Source organism: Nonomuraea glycinis (assembly GCF_035920485.1).
In the GTDB taxonomy this organism is placed as follows: Bacteria; Actinomycetota; Actinomycetes; order Streptosporangiales; family Streptosporangiaceae; genus Nonomuraea; species Nonomuraea glycinis.
In genome coordinates, this window is the sequence record NZ_CP109166.1 from 3,881,312 (window position 1) to 3,897,396 (window position 16,085).

Annotated in this window: 16 protein-coding genes and 1 tRNA gene; 11 read left to right on the forward strand and 6 right to left on the reverse strand. The window is 68.1% G+C overall.

The annotated features are described in order from the left end of the window. Window positions 1-44: 44 nt before the first annotated feature. Window positions 45-332 (forward strand): GlsB/YeaQ/YmgE family stress response membrane protein, encoded by a 288-nt coding sequence (locus tag OHA68_RS18450; protein WP_327108759.1) that lies wholly within the window; start codon window positions 45-47, stop codon window positions 330-332. Between the two features lie 96 nt (window positions 333-428). Further along, window positions 429-698, forward strand: a complete 270-nt coding sequence (locus tag OHA68_RS18455; protein ID WP_327108760.1) for a GlsB/YeaQ/YmgE family stress response membrane protein — start codon at window positions 429-431, stop codon at window positions 696-698. 127 nt (window positions 699-825) lie between these two features. On the opposite strand, the gene OHA68_RS18460 is transcribed toward OHA68_RS18455, so the two are convergent. Then, window positions 826-2,220, reverse strand: coding sequence for a DUF2637 domain-containing protein (locus OHA68_RS18460; RefSeq protein ID WP_327108761.1), 1,395 nt, complete (start codon window positions 2,218-2,220; stop codon window positions 826-828). A 55-nt stretch (window positions 2,221-2,275) separates the two neighbouring features. On the opposite strand from OHA68_RS18460, the gene OHA68_RS18465 reads away from it, so the two are divergent. The 4 genes from OHA68_RS18465 to OHA68_RS18480 all read left to right on the forward strand — a co-directional run bounded on the left by OHA68_RS18465 (window position 2,276) and on the right by OHA68_RS18480 (window position 5,194). After that, the gene (locus OHA68_RS18465; protein ID WP_327108762.1) at window positions 2,276-2,662 is read left to right on the forward strand and encodes a PPOX class F420-dependent oxidoreductase; all 387 of its coding nucleotides are present in this window, start codon (window positions 2,276-2,278) and stop codon (window positions 2,660-2,662) included. 43 nt (window positions 2,663-2,705) lie between these two features. Then, entirely contained in the window at window positions 2,706-4,097 is a 1,392-nt protein-coding gene (gene cysS / locus OHA68_RS18470; RefSeq protein WP_327108763.1) for a cysteine--tRNA ligase, read from the forward strand. A 43-nt stretch (window positions 4,098-4,140) separates the two neighbouring features. Beyond that, the gene (rlmB, locus tag OHA68_RS18475) at window positions 4,141-5,100 is read left to right on the forward strand and encodes a 23S rRNA (guanosine(2251)-2'-O)-methyltransferase RlmB (RefSeq protein ID WP_327108764.1); all 960 of its coding nucleotides are present in this window, start codon (window positions 4,141-4,143) and stop codon (window positions 5,098-5,100) included. Between the two features lie 21 nt (window positions 5,101-5,121). Continuing rightward, window positions 5,122-5,194: transfer RNA gene (locus OHA68_RS18480), tRNA-Thr, on the forward strand. Between the two features lie 268 nt (window positions 5,195-5,462). Here OHA68_RS18480 and OHA68_RS18485 read toward each other — a convergent pair. Beyond that, window positions 5,463-6,398: an NAD(P)/FAD-dependent oxidoreductase gene (locus tag OHA68_RS18485; protein ID WP_327108765.1), complete on the reverse strand. Its 936-nt coding sequence runs from the start codon at window positions 6,396-6,398 to the stop codon at window positions 5,463-5,465. 93 nt (window positions 6,399-6,491) lie between these two features. On the opposite strand from OHA68_RS18485, the gene OHA68_RS18490 reads away from it, so the two are divergent. Further along, window positions 6,492-7,397 (forward strand): AraC family transcriptional regulator, encoded by a 906-nt coding sequence (locus OHA68_RS18490; RefSeq protein ID WP_327109521.1) that lies wholly within the window; start codon window positions 6,492-6,494, stop codon window positions 7,395-7,397. Window positions 7,398-8,032: 635 nt separating this feature from the next. Then, window positions 8,033-8,395, forward strand: a complete 363-nt coding sequence (locus OHA68_RS18495; RefSeq protein ID WP_327108766.1) for a hypothetical protein — start codon at window positions 8,033-8,035, stop codon at window positions 8,393-8,395. A 328-nt stretch (window positions 8,396-8,723) separates the two neighbouring features. On the opposite strand, the gene OHA68_RS18500 is transcribed toward OHA68_RS18495, so the two are convergent. After that, window positions 8,724-9,146: a MarR family winged helix-turn-helix transcriptional regulator gene (locus OHA68_RS18500; protein WP_327108767.1), complete on the reverse strand. Its 423-nt coding sequence runs from the start codon at window positions 9,144-9,146 to the stop codon at window positions 8,724-8,726. 100 nt (window positions 9,147-9,246) lie between these two features. On the opposite strand from OHA68_RS18500, the gene OHA68_RS18505 reads away from it, so the two are divergent. After that, the gene (locus tag OHA68_RS18505) at window positions 9,247-9,861 is read left to right on the forward strand and encodes an NAD(P)-dependent oxidoreductase (RefSeq protein WP_327108768.1); all 615 of its coding nucleotides are present in this window, start codon (window positions 9,247-9,249) and stop codon (window positions 9,859-9,861) included. 20 nt (window positions 9,862-9,881) lie between these two features. Then, a complete protein-coding gene (locus OHA68_RS18510; protein ID WP_327108769.1) occupies window positions 9,882-10,814 on the forward strand; it encodes an SDR family NAD(P)-dependent oxidoreductase in 933 nt (310 codons plus the stop codon). A gap of 297 nt (window positions 10,815-11,111) precedes the next feature. Here the strand turns inward: OHA68_RS18510 and OHA68_RS18515 are convergent, their stop codons facing one another. The 3 genes from OHA68_RS18515 to OHA68_RS18525 all read right to left on the reverse strand — a co-directional run bounded on the left by OHA68_RS18515 (window position 11,112) and on the right by OHA68_RS18525 (window position 13,946). Then, window positions 11,112-12,089: an ankyrin repeat domain-containing protein gene (locus tag OHA68_RS18515; RefSeq protein WP_327108770.1), complete on the reverse strand. Its 978-nt coding sequence runs from the start codon at window positions 12,087-12,089 to the stop codon at window positions 11,112-11,114. A 259-nt stretch (window positions 12,090-12,348) separates the two neighbouring features. Beyond that, window positions 12,349-12,894, reverse strand: a complete 546-nt coding sequence (locus tag OHA68_RS18520) for a hypothetical protein (RefSeq protein WP_327108771.1) — start codon at window positions 12,892-12,894, stop codon at window positions 12,349-12,351. A 341-nt stretch (window positions 12,895-13,235) separates the two neighbouring features. Beyond that, the gene (locus OHA68_RS18525; RefSeq protein ID WP_327108772.1) at window positions 13,236-13,946 is read right to left on the reverse strand and encodes a hypothetical protein; all 711 of its coding nucleotides are present in this window, start codon (window positions 13,944-13,946) and stop codon (window positions 13,236-13,238) included. 247 nt (window positions 13,947-14,193) lie between these two features. Between OHA68_RS18525 and OHA68_RS18530 the strand changes: the two genes are divergently transcribed. After that, window positions 14,194-15,624 carry a M20/M25/M40 family metallo-hydrolase gene (locus OHA68_RS18530; protein WP_327108773.1) on the forward strand — a complete coding sequence of 477 codons (1,431 nt, stop codon included), beginning with the start codon at window positions 14,194-14,196 and terminating at the stop codon, window positions 15,622-15,624. Window positions 15,625-16,085 lie beyond the last annotated feature (461 nt).

A 16,085-nucleotide genomic window follows, 5' to 3' on the forward strand; every position in this document is an offset into this window, starting at 1 on the left:
TAAGTCTCCTCCAGACATGTGAACGTCTCGGGGGGAGCTACCACATGATCGGCGCGATCGTTTCCGCAGTAGTCATCGGTGCCATCGTCGGCGCGCTGGCCCGGCTGATAGTGCCCGGCCGGCAGAACATGTCCATCGGCCTGACGCTGATCGTAGGCATCGTGGCCGCCCTGCTCGGCACCCTGATCGCCCAGGCGTTCGGCTGGGCCGACACCAAAGGGATCGACTGGATCGAGCACATCCTTCAACTCGTGCTGGCCGTGATCGGTGTCGCGATCGTGGCGAAAATGGCGCAGGGCAAGACCGGCGGAACCGGCCGAACTACCATCTGACCTGCATAAACAACATTCCCGTGCATAAAGGCTCGGGATCGGGTATTTCACCACCCGTGAGGATGAACGGCTCACCCTCACGGGGAGGTTTGTGTCATGACAATCCAGTCCATCCTTGGCGCCATCGTGATCGGCGCCGTGATCGGTGCAATCGGTCGTCTGCTGCTTCCTGGCCGGCAGGCCATCGGCTGGATACTCACCATCGTTGTCGGCATCGTGGCCGCACTGGTCGGCACGCTGCTCGCTCAGGTACTCGGCGTCGAGACGACCCCCGGCATCGACTGGATCGAGCTCGTGATGCAGGTTGTGCTGGCCATCGTCGGTGTCGGCCTCGTCGCGGGGCTACGACGTGGTAGCAACGTCTGACGGCGTGCCGTACCCCAAACGACACGGCGACCTGCGTTAAGGCCCGCTCGGCAAGGCCGAGCGGGCCTTTCGCGTTCCCCTGTCCTCGCCTGTGCCTGAGTTCTGAGTTCTGGGTCCTGGTCCTGGGTCAGTCGTCTTCCGGCGGGAGCGGGGTGCTGCGCAGACGGCCTGAGGGGGCGTCCTGGGCGGGGCCGGAGTCCGGGAGGACCGGGTGCGGGGCCGTGTCCTCCAGCGACTCGTCTCGTGAGCGGGCCGCTCCGGCGGTCCCGGGAGCGCCGGCGTCGCCGCGCTCGTGATCGTCGGCTGCCTCCGCACCGTGGTCGGGATCCGGTACGGGGGCGGGATCCGGTACGGGGGCGGTGTCGCGGCCCTCTTGGGAGGCTGCCGCCGAGACGTTCTCGCGTGCGGACGGTGTGTCGGTGATGACGGCGACCGGCTGGGTGTCGACGTCCTTCTCCGCGACCCTGCTCTGGCGGGGATGCACCAGCACGTCGGTCGGCTTGACACGGTCACCCCAGCGAACCGGGCGCCGTAACTTGGGCTGCGGCTCGGCCTGGGGCTCGGCCTCGGCCTCGGGCTTGGTTTCTGGGCCGGCTTCTGCCACGGGTTCTGGGCCGACTTGGGAGGCGGCTTGGGAGGCGGCGGCGGACTCGGGCTCTGGCCTCTCTGCCCTCTCTGCCCTCTCTGGCCTCTCCGGGGTCGGCTCGGCCTCGGGCCGGGCGTTGGGCTGGGTGTCGGACTTCAATGCCGCTTCCGCAGTGTCGTCTCGCCGGTCTTGCTCGTCTCGCACGGGTCCGCGTGCCGATTCCGAGTCGCCCGGGTGGTCGGGGCGCGGGTCCGGTGCGGGCTCGGGAGCCGTGTGCCAGCGGGTGACCTGCTCCGAGATGGGCGGGGTCTCCGGCGCGGCCGTCGGGCCCACGACCGGGGTCGACTCCAGCGGAGTCGCCCTCCTGGGCGGCGGCACGGCGTCGGCCGGCGTGACGAGCGGCGGCGGACCCTCATGGTGTCCGCCGGGCCGTGGCGCCGTCTCGGTGCGTACGCCCGCGTCGAACGGCACGATGTCGTGCGGATCCGTACCGTCGTCGCTGGTCGGGGAGGATCTGCGGGCCTGCACATGCTTGATCAGCAGCAACCACAGCCACAAGGCGACGGCCAGCATCACCCACGGCGCGACGGCCACGCCCACCGCGGTCGGCGGGATCGGGAAGTCGTAGCGCAGCGCGGCCAGCACGTCCACGGCGGCGGCCGCGACGATCAGCAGGACCAGCACGAGCGCGGCCTGGACGCGTACCAGCGTCCGGGCCGAGCGTACGAGCAGCACGCTGATCAGCGCGACGACCAGCAGGGCGTCGAACGCCGCCGGATAGAGGTAGGCGAGGTCCGGTCTGCCCTCACCGCGCACGGCGAGGCTGCGGAGATCGTCGAACGACAGCACGCAAGCGGCCCCGGTGAGGGCGGCGACGGCGAGCCCGGCCAGGGCGATGCCCAGGCGGCGCAGCGTAGAGGGGGGAGTCACTTCCATGGCGCTGTCGAGCCTACAGAACAATAGGGATCAGGACCGATCAAGGGAGAGACACATGACTGAGCTTCCCCCCCGCGCTCGCGAACTCCTCGACGCGCCGAACCACGCCGTGGTGACCACCCTCAACCCGGACGGCGGGCCGCAGTCGACGGTCGTGTGGGTGCGTACGGACGGCGACGAGGTGCTGTTCTCCACAGTCAAGGGGCGGCGCAAGCCGCGCAATGTCGACCGCGATCCGCGCGTCAGCCTCCTGGTGATCGACCCGGACGACCCCTACCGCTACGTGGAGGTGCGCGGCCGGGTGACCCTTCAGGACGACCCGGAGGGCGCGCTCATTCAGGAACTGGCGCACAAGTACACCGGAAACCCCTGGAAGGAGCATCCGGGCGCTGAGCGGCTCATTGTGCGTATCCGGCCGGACAAGGTGACGTTGCGGGGATGATTATTCGGCATGTGAGGCGGGCTGAGGCGTTAGCCTTGCGTTCGTGAGCCTGCACCTATACGACACCAGCGCGCGCGCCATTCGTGAATTCGTTCCGGTCCAAGCCGGCCGGGCGTCGCTCTACCTGTGTGGCGCCACGGTGCAGGCACCTCCCCATATCGGGCATATCCGGTCCGGCGTGAACTTCGATGTGCTGCGCCGCTGGCTGACGCGTTCCGGATACGACGTGACGTTCTGCCGCAACGTCACCGACATCGATGACAAGATCATCCGAGTGGCGGCCGCCGAGGGCGTGCCCTGGTTCGTGGTGGCCGAGCGCAACCAGCGCGCCTTCACCTGGGCGTACGACACGCTCGGCTGCCTGCCGCCCACCGTCGAGCCGCGCGCGACCGGCCACGTGCCGGAGATGATCGTGCTGATGGAGCGCCTCATCGAGCGCGGCCACGCCTACGCCGCCGGCGGCGACGTCTACTTCAACGTGATGTCGTACGAGCAGGAATACGGCAAGCTGTCCAACCAGAAGCTCGCCAACATGCGGGGCGCCGCCGACACCGACGACGAGTCCTGCAAGGGCGACCCGCGCGACTTCGCCCTGTGGAAGGGCGAGAAGCCCGGCGAGCCCACCTGGCCCACCCCCTGGGGTCCCGGCCGTCCCGGCTGGCACCTGGAGTGCTCGGCGATGGCCACCAAATACCTGGGGCCGACGTTCGACATCCACGGCGGCGGCATCGACCTGGTCTTCCCGCACCACGAGAACGAGCTCGCCCAGTCGCAGGCGGCCGGCGACGGCTTCGCCCGCTACTGGATGCACAACGGCATGCTCAAGATCGGCGCCGAGAAGATGAGCAAGTCGCTGGGCAACTCGCTGCTGATCCCGGACATGGTGCAGAAGGTCCGCCCGGTCGAGCTGCGCTACTACCTGGCGACCCCGCACTACCGCTCCGCCATCGACTACTCCGAGGAGGCCCTGCTGGAGGCCGCGGCGGCCTACCAGCGGATCGAGGGGTTCGTGACCCGGGCTGCGGAGGTCATCCACGACGTCGACGCCGACGCCCCGCTCCCGCAGGCGTTCGTCGACGCGCTCAACGACGACCTCGGCACCCCGCAGGCGCTCGCCGTCGTGCACGAGGTGGTCCGCGAGGGCAACGTCGCCCTGGCCAAGGGGGACAAGGAGGCGGTCGCCCGCCTGCTGGCCGAGACCCAGAACATGCTCGACGTGCTCGGCCTCGACCCGCGCGCCCCGCAGTGGCGCGAGGCCGGCTCGGACCTCAAGCCGGTGGTCGACGCACTCGTGGCCGTGGCTCTGGAGCAGCGCAAGGCCGCCCGCGCCCGCAAGGACTACGCGGCGGCGGACGCCATCAGGGACCAGCTCGCGGCGGCGGGCATCGTCGTGGAGGACACTCCCCACGGGGCCCGCTGGGAGCTCGGCCGCTAGCGTTCGGCATGAGCTGGCCGGTGGCCCGAGTACCCTTGGTGCCATGGCAGCTGGGAGATCGTCGGGCAGGCCCGCGAAGAAGAAGGGCCCGTCCAAGGGCACCGGCGGGCAGGTGCGCCGCGGGCTCGAGGGCCGGGGCGCGACCCCGCCTGCCGAAATGCGCCATTGGTACAAAGACAAGGCCCGCGCCGAGCGCATCACCCGCGAGGACCGCGGTGGCGCCCGGCGCCCCGGCGCGGCCAAGCCCAAGCGCTCCGAGGACGCCCCCGAATACATCGGCGGCCGCAACCCCGTCCTGGAGGCCCTGCTCGCCGGCGTCCCGGCCAACGCTCTGTATGTCGCCCAGCGCCTCGAGAACGACGACCGCGTACGCGACGCGGTCAGGGTCGCCACCGAGCGCGGCATCGCCCTGCTCGAAGTCTCCCGCGACAAGCTCGACCGCCTCACCGAGGGAGCCGTGCACCAGGGCGTGGCCCTGCAGATCCCGGCCTACGACTACGCGCACCCCTCCGAGCTGGTCGAGCTCGCCCACGACGCGGCCGAGGTGCCCCTGATCGTGGCCCTGGACGGGGTCACCGACCCGCGCAACCTGGGAGCCATCGCCCGCTCGGCGACGGCCTTCGGCGCCCACGGCCTGCTCATCCCGTCCCGGCGCTCCGCCGGAGTCACCGGCGGCGCCTGGAAGACCTCCGCGGGCACGCTGGCCAACCTCCGGGTGGCCCGCGCCGCCAACCTGACGGCCGCGCTGCGCGAATACCGCGAGGCCGGACTGTTCGTGATCGGACTGGACGGCGAGGGCCGGGTCGACATCGGCGACGTCGAGCTGCTGGGGGAGCCGCTGGTCGTCGTGGTGGGCTCCGAGGGGAAGGGGCTCTCGCGGCTGGTACGGGAGCATTGTGATGTCGTGACCCGGATTCCCATGCGGGCGGCGGCGGAGTCGCTGAACGCGGGGGTGGCGGCAGGGGTGACGTTGTACGAGGTAGCTCGTCATCGACGTCGCTGACCGTCTACACTGGTAGGCCGTGCCGACGTAGCTCAATCGGCAGAGCATCTGTCTTGTAAACAGAAGGTTTGGGGTTCGATTCCCCACGTCGGCTCGCAGCTCAAAGGCCCTTCGGGAAGATCCCGGAGGGCCTTTGTGATCTCCGTACAGCAACGTGGTCTTTCGATTGGCAGGAGGCCCAGCGGCGGCGACTCGGATGCTCACATTCGCCATGTGGCGTGACGGCCATTGCTTGGGTCTCGAAGAGTTGCTCATGTCCCTCAGACCCCTGATCGAGACCTACGAGTGGCGATTAACGGGCGAGTGGCTGATTCCCGAGATCGAGATACCCGGGATGTGTGGCTGACGATGGACCAGGTTTTTCAGTAGCCCGCGGCGAGGCCCACCGCGGCGCTCGCGCCGGCCAGGTGGCCCGACGCGACGGCGGCGGCCATGGACGGCGGGACCGAGGTGGCCGCGTCCCCGGCCGCGTACAGCCCGGGGACACCGGTCCGCTGCATCGCGTCCACCTTGATCGCCTCAACGCTGAGCATCTCGTCCGGTTCGATCACCGTCGCGCCGAGGTCCCTGGCCAGCGACGAGCGCTGATGGAGCACCGTCTTCACCAGCAGGGCCTCGATGGCGAGCTCGCCGCCGCCGGCGAAGACCACGCTCCGCAGCTCGGCGGCCGGACCGTCGAGGGCGGCGATCGGCCGCTCGTCCACGCCCACCCCACCGGCGGCCAACTGCTCACGCTGCTCATCGGTCAGCTTGCCGCTGCCGTTGGTCAGCAGCGTGATCCGATCGCTCCAGGCCCGCAGGTTCAGCGCTCCGTGTACGCCGACCGCGCCGGCCGCCAGCACACCCAGCGGGCGATCACTGACCTCCCAACCGCGACAGAACGGGCAGTGAAAGACCGAGCTTCCCCATCGCTCGTCCATGCCGGGCAGCCGCGGATAGCGGTAGTCCATGCCCGGCGCCAGGACGATGCTCCGTGCCCACTCGCGACGGCTGTCGCTCAACGTCACGGCGAAGCCTCCGTCCTCCTCATGCTCGCCTCGGGTGACCTCTCCCGGCCGTGACTCGACGTACGGGTACGCCGCCAGCTCCACCCGCCCTGCGGCGTAGAACCGCGCGGGAGCTTGTCGATCATGTCCTAGCAGGCCCCCGATGTCCGGCGCGGCCAGGTTGCTCTGATGTCCGGCGTCGATGATCAGCGTGATGCGCCGTGCTCGGGCGAGCGTGAGCCCGGCGCTCAGCCCGGCGGCGCCCGCGCCGACCACGACACAATCCCACGGTCCGGTCGTACGTATCGTCATGTCCACCCACTGAACCAGGCACCCAGCCGTGCGGCCATACGCCGTTGGCGCGGGCGAATACGAGTCTGTGACGGTTAGCATCGAAGGGTGGACATGATCAGCCAGGCGGTCTCCAGCCTCCGGGTCGGTCGGCGGGCCATCCGGCGGTTCCGGCAGCAGGGGTCGTGGGGCCTGCGCCTGGGCGGCCAGCCCGGCAGCGGCTTCCACCTGGTCCTCGACGGCAGTGCCTGGCTCATCAGCGCTGACGCGCCGCCCATCGCCCTGCGTTCCGGCGATGTCGTCCTGGTCCCTGCCGGAGCGGACCACGGGCTCAGCATCACCCGGCGCGCTCTGCATGAGATGCCGCTGAATGTCATGAATCTGGACCAGTCGGTCCCCGGCCCCGCCGACTTCGAGTTTCTCTGCGGCTCCTACCGGTTGGACCACGGGCAGGTGCACCCGTACCTCACCGGGATGCCGGATCTGATCGTGGTGTCTCCGGACCATGAACGGCACCCTGAGTGGCGGTCGTTGACCAGTCTGCTCGTCGAAGGAGAGTCGTTGGCACAGCCGGGCACCGAGGTCACGCGGTCGGCGCTGCTCGATCTGATGCTCGTCAGTGTGCTGCGCCAATGGCTGGAGAAGCACCCGAAAGGCTGGCCGACGATCACCGACCCGGCGATCGTCACCGCGCTGGACGCGATCCATGACAGTCCGCAGACGCAGTGGACCGTCTCGCGACTCGGCGAGATGGTGGGCATGTCCCGGGCGACGTTCACCAGGCGCTTCACTTCGCAGGTCGGTAAGCCGCCCATGACATATCTGATCGGCTGGCGGCTCAACTGTGCCGCGCGCCTGCTCAGGGAGACCGACGCGTCGCTGGCCGCGATCGCCCGGCAGGTCGGTTACTCGACGGAATTCGCCTTCGCCGGGGCGTTCCGCCGCGAGTACGGCGTATCACCGGGCCGGTTCCGGCAGGCCGCGGGCGTACCTGATCAGCAGGCCCGGTCGAGTCCGTAGCGCGGGACGGACCCGATGGCCACCAGCGGCGACACGCACTCGGCCGTTGACAGGTTCGATTCCCCATGTCGGCTCTGTAACCATAAGGCCCCTGAACAGGCGTAATGCTGTCAGGGGCCTTGCTTTTTCTGATCTTTAACCGGTGTCATTGGCGTCTTCGGGAGCCACCTTGGAGCCACCGGGGTCTGTTTCCGCAGGAGGGCGCTGGAGATGGCTTCCGTTGCCGCACGCCGGTCACCTTCGAGCAGGTGTCCGTAGACGTCCTTGGTGATCGCGATGCTGGCGATGCGGGTCTTGGTCGTGGCGTTCAGGTCGCGGTTCTTGAGGCGCTTGACGGAATGGGTGATCCGAAGTGTTCAAGCGGCGGCGCGGCGCGCCGCCGTACCCCCCGGCCCTCCGCCCGCCCGCCGTCCGGGCGTGCGGCCTTGGGGCCGGTCCCGAACGGCGGCGGGACACGCGCACGGTGCCCGGCCCGGCGGGACACCGGGCCGGGCACCGTGCGCCACCCCCGAACGGTAGGCCGCGCTCCCGCGAACGCCAGATGCCTGCCGGCAGCCGAAAAGCAGATCAGCAGGGCGGGCGTGCGCGGTGTCAGGCTGCTGCTGTCCGTGGGCGTCCTCGAGTATGGTCCCGTCATGGAGATCCCCGAGCTGGCGGAACTGATCTGGCTCTTCGAGGACGAGCCGCAAGGCGAGTACGAGGACGTTCATTGGCCAGTCGGCCTCCACTCATTTCAACTCACCCGAGACGCGATATCGGTCCTCTTCTCCATCGATCCCACGGCGGGTGAGGCGCACATCAGCCTCTACATGGACGACGAGGAGATCACGTGCATCAAGCGGCTGCGGCGTCTCGGGAGACTGTCGGTTGAGCGCGAGCGGTCCGGCTACGAAGGGCTGAAGCTGTGGTTCCCGGAGGACTGCAAGGAGCCGGTCGTGCTCCAGACCAAGCCCACAATCCGGCTCTCATGGGACGTCAAGTCTCTCGGCGAGTGGTAGCCAGGGGCACAGGCAGGTGGGCTGATCACAGTGAAAGCGACTGCCGATTCAGCGGGAGCGACCTTGGGAGTCAGCTGAGCGGGAGATCTTGAACTGCGGCGGACGGAGACGTACGGCGAGGATGCCGCCAGGCGAGGTGGTGGACCCCTGTGAACGCCCATGAAAATCGTTTGGGGACCTTGTAAACAGAAGGTTTGAGGTTCGATTCCCCACGTCGGCTCTGCAGTTCAAAGGCCCTTCAGGACGATGCTTAAGGGCTTTGTTGATCTCCGTACAGTCGGTCGCTGGGTCAAACCTTGGCGGGAAGCGCTCGTCTCCGTCATCACTGTCAGTCGCTCATCGCCTTGGACAGCAGGGTGCGCAGCGTGCGCTGGTCCTCGGGGGAGAGCCGGGCGAGAGGGGAGCCGTTGGTCATGGCTTCGACGAGGCGGCGTCTGGCCAGGTGGCCGTTGTCGGTCAGGGTGAGGATCTTGATGCGGCGGTTGGTGGGGTCGATGGTCCTGGTGACCAGGCCCCGTTGTTCCAGCCGGTCGGCCAGGAAGGTGACGGTGGAGGGGTCGCAGCGCAGGTCGTGGGCCAGTTCGCGCATCGAGGGCGGGGTGCGCGCGCCGCCGAGTTGCCAGATGGCGTTGGCCAGGGCGTGGGTCAGGTCGAGCTCGGCAAGGACTTCGGTGATGAGTGCATTCGTGCGTCCGGCCAGGCCCATGGTCAGATCGATGAGGTCATAGATCGGCGATTCGGCGTCCTCCACATCCACAAAATAATACGAGACTCCAATGGTTGACAACTCCAAGCTTTTGCTTCAACGATTGGAGTGTCCAACCATCAGGGTGAGGGGATGAGGAGAAGCCATGAAGATCGCCGTGTTCGGCGCGACGGGCGCCACCGGCCGCCTGGTCGTGGTGCGGGCTGTGGAGGCGGGGCACGAGGTTCGGGCCATGGTCCGCGACAGCGCACGCCTGCCGATCTCGCACGAACGGCTGCACGTGGTCGTTGGGGAACTGGCCGACCAAGGCGCCGTCGACGCCACCGTGGACGGCGGCGAGGTGGTGATCAGCGCGCTGGCGGGCTCGGCGCGGCAACCTGCCTGCACCGACGGAGTCCGCGCGATCCTGGCCGCCATGCGTGCCAAGTCCGCCGCCCGGCTGCTTGTGGTGAGCGCTCATGGGGCGGCCGAAAGCCGCGACCATTCGCCGTACGTGATGACTCTGCGGACCTTATTGGGCGCCAAGATGCGCGACAAGGACACGATGGAGACGCTGATCCGTCAGGCGGACGACCTGCGGTGGACGATCGTGCGCCCGCCCGCGCTCACCGACGGCCCGCACACCGGCCGCTATCGCGTCGGCACCGAGCTGAAGATTACGCTGACCTCGCGGATCTCCCGTGCGGACCTGGCCGACTTCCTGCTGCGGGCGGCAGCCGAGGACGCCTATGTCGGCCAGGCACCCCGGATCGCGGCATGACCGGCCCGGCCACAGGATCCATGGCGGGCAAGGTGTGCCTGGTCACGGGTGCGGGCGGTGACATGGGGCGGGTGATCGTCACCGAGCTGGCCCGCCGCGGCGCCACCGTCGTGCTCGTCTGCCGAAGCATGCAGGCGGCTCGCGCGCTGCGCGATCAGGTCAGCGCGGCCACCGGCAACGCCGACGTGCACCCCCTGGCGGCCGACCTGTCCGATCAGCGGGCCATCCGCGAGCTGGCCGCGGCCTTCCGTGAACAGCACGAGCACCTGCACGTGCTCGTCAACAACGCCGGAGCGCACTTCCACCAGCGCCGGCTCAGCACCGACGGCATCGAGCTGCATCTGGCGGTCAACCATCTGTCGTGGTTCCTGCTGACGAACCTGCTTTTGGACCGGCTGATCGCCGGCGCCCCCGCGCGCGTGGTGAACGTGGCCTCCGACGCCATCACCGACACCAGGACCTACCGGATCGGTCCACGCCGCACCGCCACCATCGACCTGGACGACCTGCAGTCCGAACGCGCCTACCGGCCCATGCAGGCATACGGCAACGCCAAGCTGGCCATGGTCATGTGCGGATACGCCCTGGCCAGACGGCTGAACGGCACCGGAGTCACGGTCAACGCCCTGCACCCGGGCATCGTGGCCACCGCCATCATCGCCGACAGCGTGCCCCGCATGCTCAAACCGGTCGCCGCGCTGGCCCGGCCGTTCATGCTCACCCCCGCCCAGGGCGCGCGCACCGCCGTACATCTGGCGACCTCGCCCGACCTCGCGCAGGTGAGCGGCGCGTTCTTCGCCGACCAGCGCCCACGCCGCACGCCAGAACCGTCGTACGACATCGCCGTGCAGGAGCGACTCTGGCAGGCCAGCGCAGTCCTGACCGGTCTTGCCGACCAGGACCACGCTGACCCGCACGCCATCTCAGGGGGTAGTAACGGCAGGAACCGTTGATCGAGTGATCTGTGTTCTCCGCCCGTCGCAGACATTCTCTGGCCACCTGCCTGGATGGCTGTCTCACTTCCGATGGGAACACCACGGCTCATGACCGGCTGCGACGCCACAGGGTGTCAGATCTCCCTCAGACGGGCTGGCCGACCGGCCGGACGATCAGGGCGCTTCTGTGGTTGCTCGACCACCCGGACCTCCCGAAGCCCAAGAAGAGCCAGTGGATGGCGTGGTTGAAAGATCAGGGAAAGCACTAAGCCCGTGCTTGAACTGTCGTAGAAATGGTCGGATCACGCTGCTTGATCAGTGCCACCAGTCCCGTTCGGAGAGTCTCACCCACATGTCGGGTGGACCGGTGATCGCCCGGGTGTCGGTCAGACGCAAGCTCGTGCGGGCACAGCAGTAGGCCACGGCGTGGTGATGGTAGAGATAGGTGGTGAGGATCTCCTCGGCGGGGTCGTCCGGGTATACGCCGCCACCGCCGGGGTGGGTGTCCCCTTCCTCCATGACGCCGTCACGGAAGACCGTTCCGTGATGGCCGCCTTTGGGATTGTCGTACATTCCGTAGCAGACGGTGCCTGCTGACAAGCGCTTGGTGACTCCTGGCTTGTTGGGGACGGGTCCCCATGGTTGGCTGACGACGCATCCGCCCGGTACATCAGTGACGCCGACGACGGTCGGGCTGTCGTCGAAGTGGGACCCGAGATTCTCGATGATCGCTGCAACGTCCTCAACGTCGGCCGATACGGCTTCCAGTCGTCGTGCCGCCTCGGCCGCGGTGATGTTGGCCACGCAGGCCATACCCAGCCCGAAATAGCTGAGATCCCTCAGCGCGGCCATCAGACGTCTGGCCTCAGTTACGGCGGCGGTCTCGGCTGGAGATAGACCGGTTAGTCCAGGCGGGATACTGAACAGAGTGGGCGTGGGGCCGGCCAGGCTGAGCCGTCCGGGAGACCAGCCGTTCATCATGGGCCGCCACGGGTCCGCTCCGGCGGCCACCAGGATGCGCGCATTGTCGGGACGATTGGCGAAGACAGCTGTCCAGAGCGCGGTACGGCCGGGATGCTCCTCCTCATCATCGTCAACGAAGTCGACATCGTCGATGTGCTGGGCAAGCTCCGCGACCGTCTCGGGCGAGCCGTTCTCGGCTGCATCGTGCAGTAGGAAATACTGCTCCGGGTCTGGGGCTGCGTCGATCTCAGGCCAGGTGTGGACGGGGCCAGGATCGGTCTGATCGTCTCGGCCGTCATCGGGTGATCCGGGTCCGTCATTGACGACCATGGCACTCCTTGAGGGGCACGCACCGGATACAGGTGCGGCCAATGATGGCGTACGAGACCGACAGATTCCGGCCGGTCAAGGGAGGCGAGTCGACAGGGACGACGGCCTCGGAGCCCAAGTCGATTCGGGCGGTGAGAGGCTGAACGAAATCAGTAATCGGATACTCGCGGACTCGCAAGGTTCCCGTTGCTAACGTATGGCGCACGCCTCACAGGACGTCTTCTCCTAGCGCTCCATGTCTGGGCGGCTTCTCGTTCAGTCAACCACCGGGCTGCGTATGGGCGTCATGCGGGCGTATGACGATGGTGCTGACTGTGCCGTTTCCCCAGACGGTGGTGTTCAACTTCATCTGCCCGTCCAGGGACGCCATCGTGAACTCCGGCACGAAGCGTTCTGTGAGCGGGCTCGCCATCCAACTTCTCAGCAGATCTACCTCACTGGCGACGAAATCCCACTCATCGAGGAGGCGTACGTGAATCCACGCGATGTCATCGTCCCCAGTGCCGGTTTCCCAGTATCTCGCGTAGCAGGCTGAGAGCAGGAACTCGCGATCTTCGTTGAAGAGCCCGTACTCGGCTGCCATGCGGAACCAGCCCGCATTGACCTTGTCGGGCATGTCCGCGTCGTCGACATGGGCTATCTCGTCCGGGCGGGAATCGAACCGGCCGTGCTCCGGTCCTGCGCTCGCGGCTGAGTGTCCCGGTGGCAGTGGAGGCAATCGGACGCTCTCCTGGTTCATCCGCTTGATGAACAGGAGGCCGGCTGGTGCGAGAAGAGTGGTCACATCGGCATCGGTAAGTGTCACAGCCGTACGGTAGTCCTTGGATTGGATCTTGCCGAGTGCTCCGTCTGGCGCGGATAGGCAGCCGTCTTGCGATGACGGAGATGCGCGAGCGTGGCCAGGTCCGCGACATCACCTTCGTCGGTGGCCCAACCGTCCTCCCCGCGAAGCCTGGGGATGAGCTGTGCTGTACAGCAACGCCGTCTTACCCGATCACATGCCGGCGCTCCACACGAGACACCTGCCCTGCCCTTGTGACAGAAGGTCTGGGGTTGAGCAAGGTGGCTAAGCATCGCGCGACACAAGCTAGTACGGGATCTGGTCCAGGGGGTCCTTATCCGCCAGGTGCTTCCAATGGTGCGGCCTCAGGTGCCGGCGAGGGTGTGGGTGACGGCGATGGCTTGGGCGGGGGTGAACGCTCCCGGGGCGCCGGGGCAGCGGGGGCTGTGGGACTCGTCGCAGACGATCGCGCCGTTGTTCAGTTGCTGCCAGGTGGCGGGTTGCCAGTATGCCTTGGCGCTGTGAAGAAGAATCTCCGCGATGTGGTCGGGGTCTGGGCTGGTGGTCAATGCGGAGAGTGCCGCAGCGACGGTCGGGACAGCGGTGTCGGGTAGGTCGGCGTCACCGAGGGCGGGCAGGAGGATGAGCAGTCGGCGAGCAGCGTCCGACGGCATTCCGGCACCAGGAGTCGGTGGGTGGCTGGCGATGGTGGTGAGCTCGGGCCAGGACAGACCAGGGCCGATGAAACCTCCGTCGACTGCGGCGAGGTGGAGATCGTGGGGCCAGTCAGGATGCGTTAGGACGTAATCCAGACCCATGTCGCCGTCCAGGTTCCGGTAGATGACGTGGATGTTGCCTGGGCCGCGCAGCGGGACGGTGAAGACGGGCCAATGGTCGTGATCGAACACACCATTTTCGATCTCTGCGGCGTCGCCGATGTCCACTCCGAATGCTTCCTCGATGTCAGTGAGCCCGATCACCCCGAGTTGGAGAGCGTGCAGGGCCCAGAACACCGGATCGTCCAAGAGATGGGAGCCATCGACGAGGGGGTAGTCCTCGAATCCAGTGATCAGCATGCCGAGGATCCTTGCAGCTCAGGTCTGCAGGTAACCGGCCGGTTCCGGTCACCGCGCTCCAGAGAGGGTCGCTCGTGTGCCCAGATAGGACGGGAAATAGGGGGAACCAGTGGGGGAGGCGACGGGGAGGCGTTCAGCTCACTCCGCTGGGAGTTCGCGAGCTAAGCAAGATCAGCACGCGTTTTGCGAGCACAGGGGCTTTGTGCTCGCCGTGCATGGGAGGCGTGGCGTTTGCCAGTATTACCGCATGGACCATCAGAAACTCCGCGAATCGATCAGTGCGGCCTGGGCGACGGACGTGCTGCCCAGTCTCTCCGGGTTGGTCGAGATTCCTGCCGTGTCGACCGGTTACGACGCCGCCTGGGAGGAGCACGGTCATCTGCGGGCCGCCGTCGAGCACGTACGGGGCTGGGTGGCGTCGCGGGGCCTGCCCGACGCGCGGTGCGACGTCGTGCAGCTCGACGGCCGCGCCCCGCTCCTGCTCGTGGACGTGCCCGCGACGCCGGGCGCGGCGGCGACCGGGACCGTCCTGCTGTACGGGCACCTCGACAAGCAGCCGCCGCTCGGCGACTGGTCGGAGGGCTTGGGCCCGTGGCAGGCGGTGATCCGCGACGACCGGCTCTACGGCCGCGGTTCCGCCGACGACGGGTACTCGGGCTACGCCGCCACGACCGCGCTTGAGGCCGTACGGGGGGCAGGCGGCGAGCACGCCCGGGCGGTCCTGTTGCTGGAGACCGGTGAGGAGTCCGGCAGCCCGGACCTGCCCGCGTACCTGGAGCATCTCGACGGCCGGCTCGGCGAGGTGTCGCTGGTGGTCTGCCTGGACGGGGGCGGCGGAGACTACGAGCGGCTGTGGCTGACCTCCAGCCTGCGCGGCGCGGTGCAGGCGACCGTCACGGTGCGCGTCCTCGAGACGGGGGTCCACTCCGGGCTCGGGAGCGGCGTCGTGCCGAGCTCGTTCCGGGTCATGCGCCAGCTGCTCGATCGGCTGGAGGACCCGGAGACCGGCGAGGTCAAGGTGGCCGAGATGGTGGTGCCCATCCCGGAAGAACGGCGCGCGGAGGCGGCGGAGCTCGTCGCGCTCCATGCGGAGGTCGCCGTGCCCCGGTTCCCGTTGCAGCCGGGAATGAGGCGAGTCTCCGACGACGACGTCGAGCTCGTCCTCAACAACACCTGGCGGCCGACCCTGTCCGTGACCGGCGCCGGCGGGCTCCCGGACCCCGCGGTGGCGGGCGCCGTGCTGCGGGCCTGGACCTCCCTCCGGCTGAGCTTCCGCCTGCCCCCCTCCGCCGACGCGGAGGCGGCGCGGGCCGCGCTGGAGAAGATCCTCACGACCGACGTGCCGTACGGGGCGCAGGTCGAGGTCGGCGACTTCATGGTCATGAACGGCTGGCACGCGCCGGCCCTGGCCCCCTGGCTGGCCTCGGCGTTGCGGCAGGTCGGTGATCGCGTGTTCGGGAAGCCGTGCCAGAACATGGGCATCGGCGGCGGCATCCCGTTCATGGAGATGCTCGGCAGGCGGTACCCACGGGCGCAGTTCGTCGTCACGGGCGCGCTCGGTGGGGACTCGAACGCGCACGTGCCGGACGAATGGCTGCACATCCCGTTCGCCGTACAGGTGACCGAAGCGGTCGCGCACCTCCTCGACGCGCACGCCCGCGCCGGCGGGCATGCCTGACCCGAAAGCGGGCATGCCTGACCCGAAAGGGAGGGGAGCCGGCGGAGGGCGCTGGAGCTGGTCTCCAGCGATCCAGCGCGCAGGGAGTGGGCCCGAGGGTGTTCGCGGGCTTCGGATGAGAGGCGCGACCGAGCGTTAGAGGATTTCAACGCAGTGTGGCAGGACGAGGGATCGGCAGGTGCCGACCCGCTACCTCGTTCTGGAACGTTCCTGGATCGAGGGCGTGCACTACCGGGTCAAGCCGTACGAGATCGACCTGCGATCCGCCACGAACGTGCTGAACAGGGGAAGCCTGTCGTCCGGCCGGCCGTACCAGGCGGTCGAGAAGCGACTCGTCGTTCCTCGCCTACGCCGTACGCGGGCGCCCCGCCTCGCGGTGACGACGTGCCTCGTGCCACCGCGGGCCGGTGGCACGAGGTGTTCAGTAACTCGCGGCGATCTCGTCCGGTTCGATCACGGTC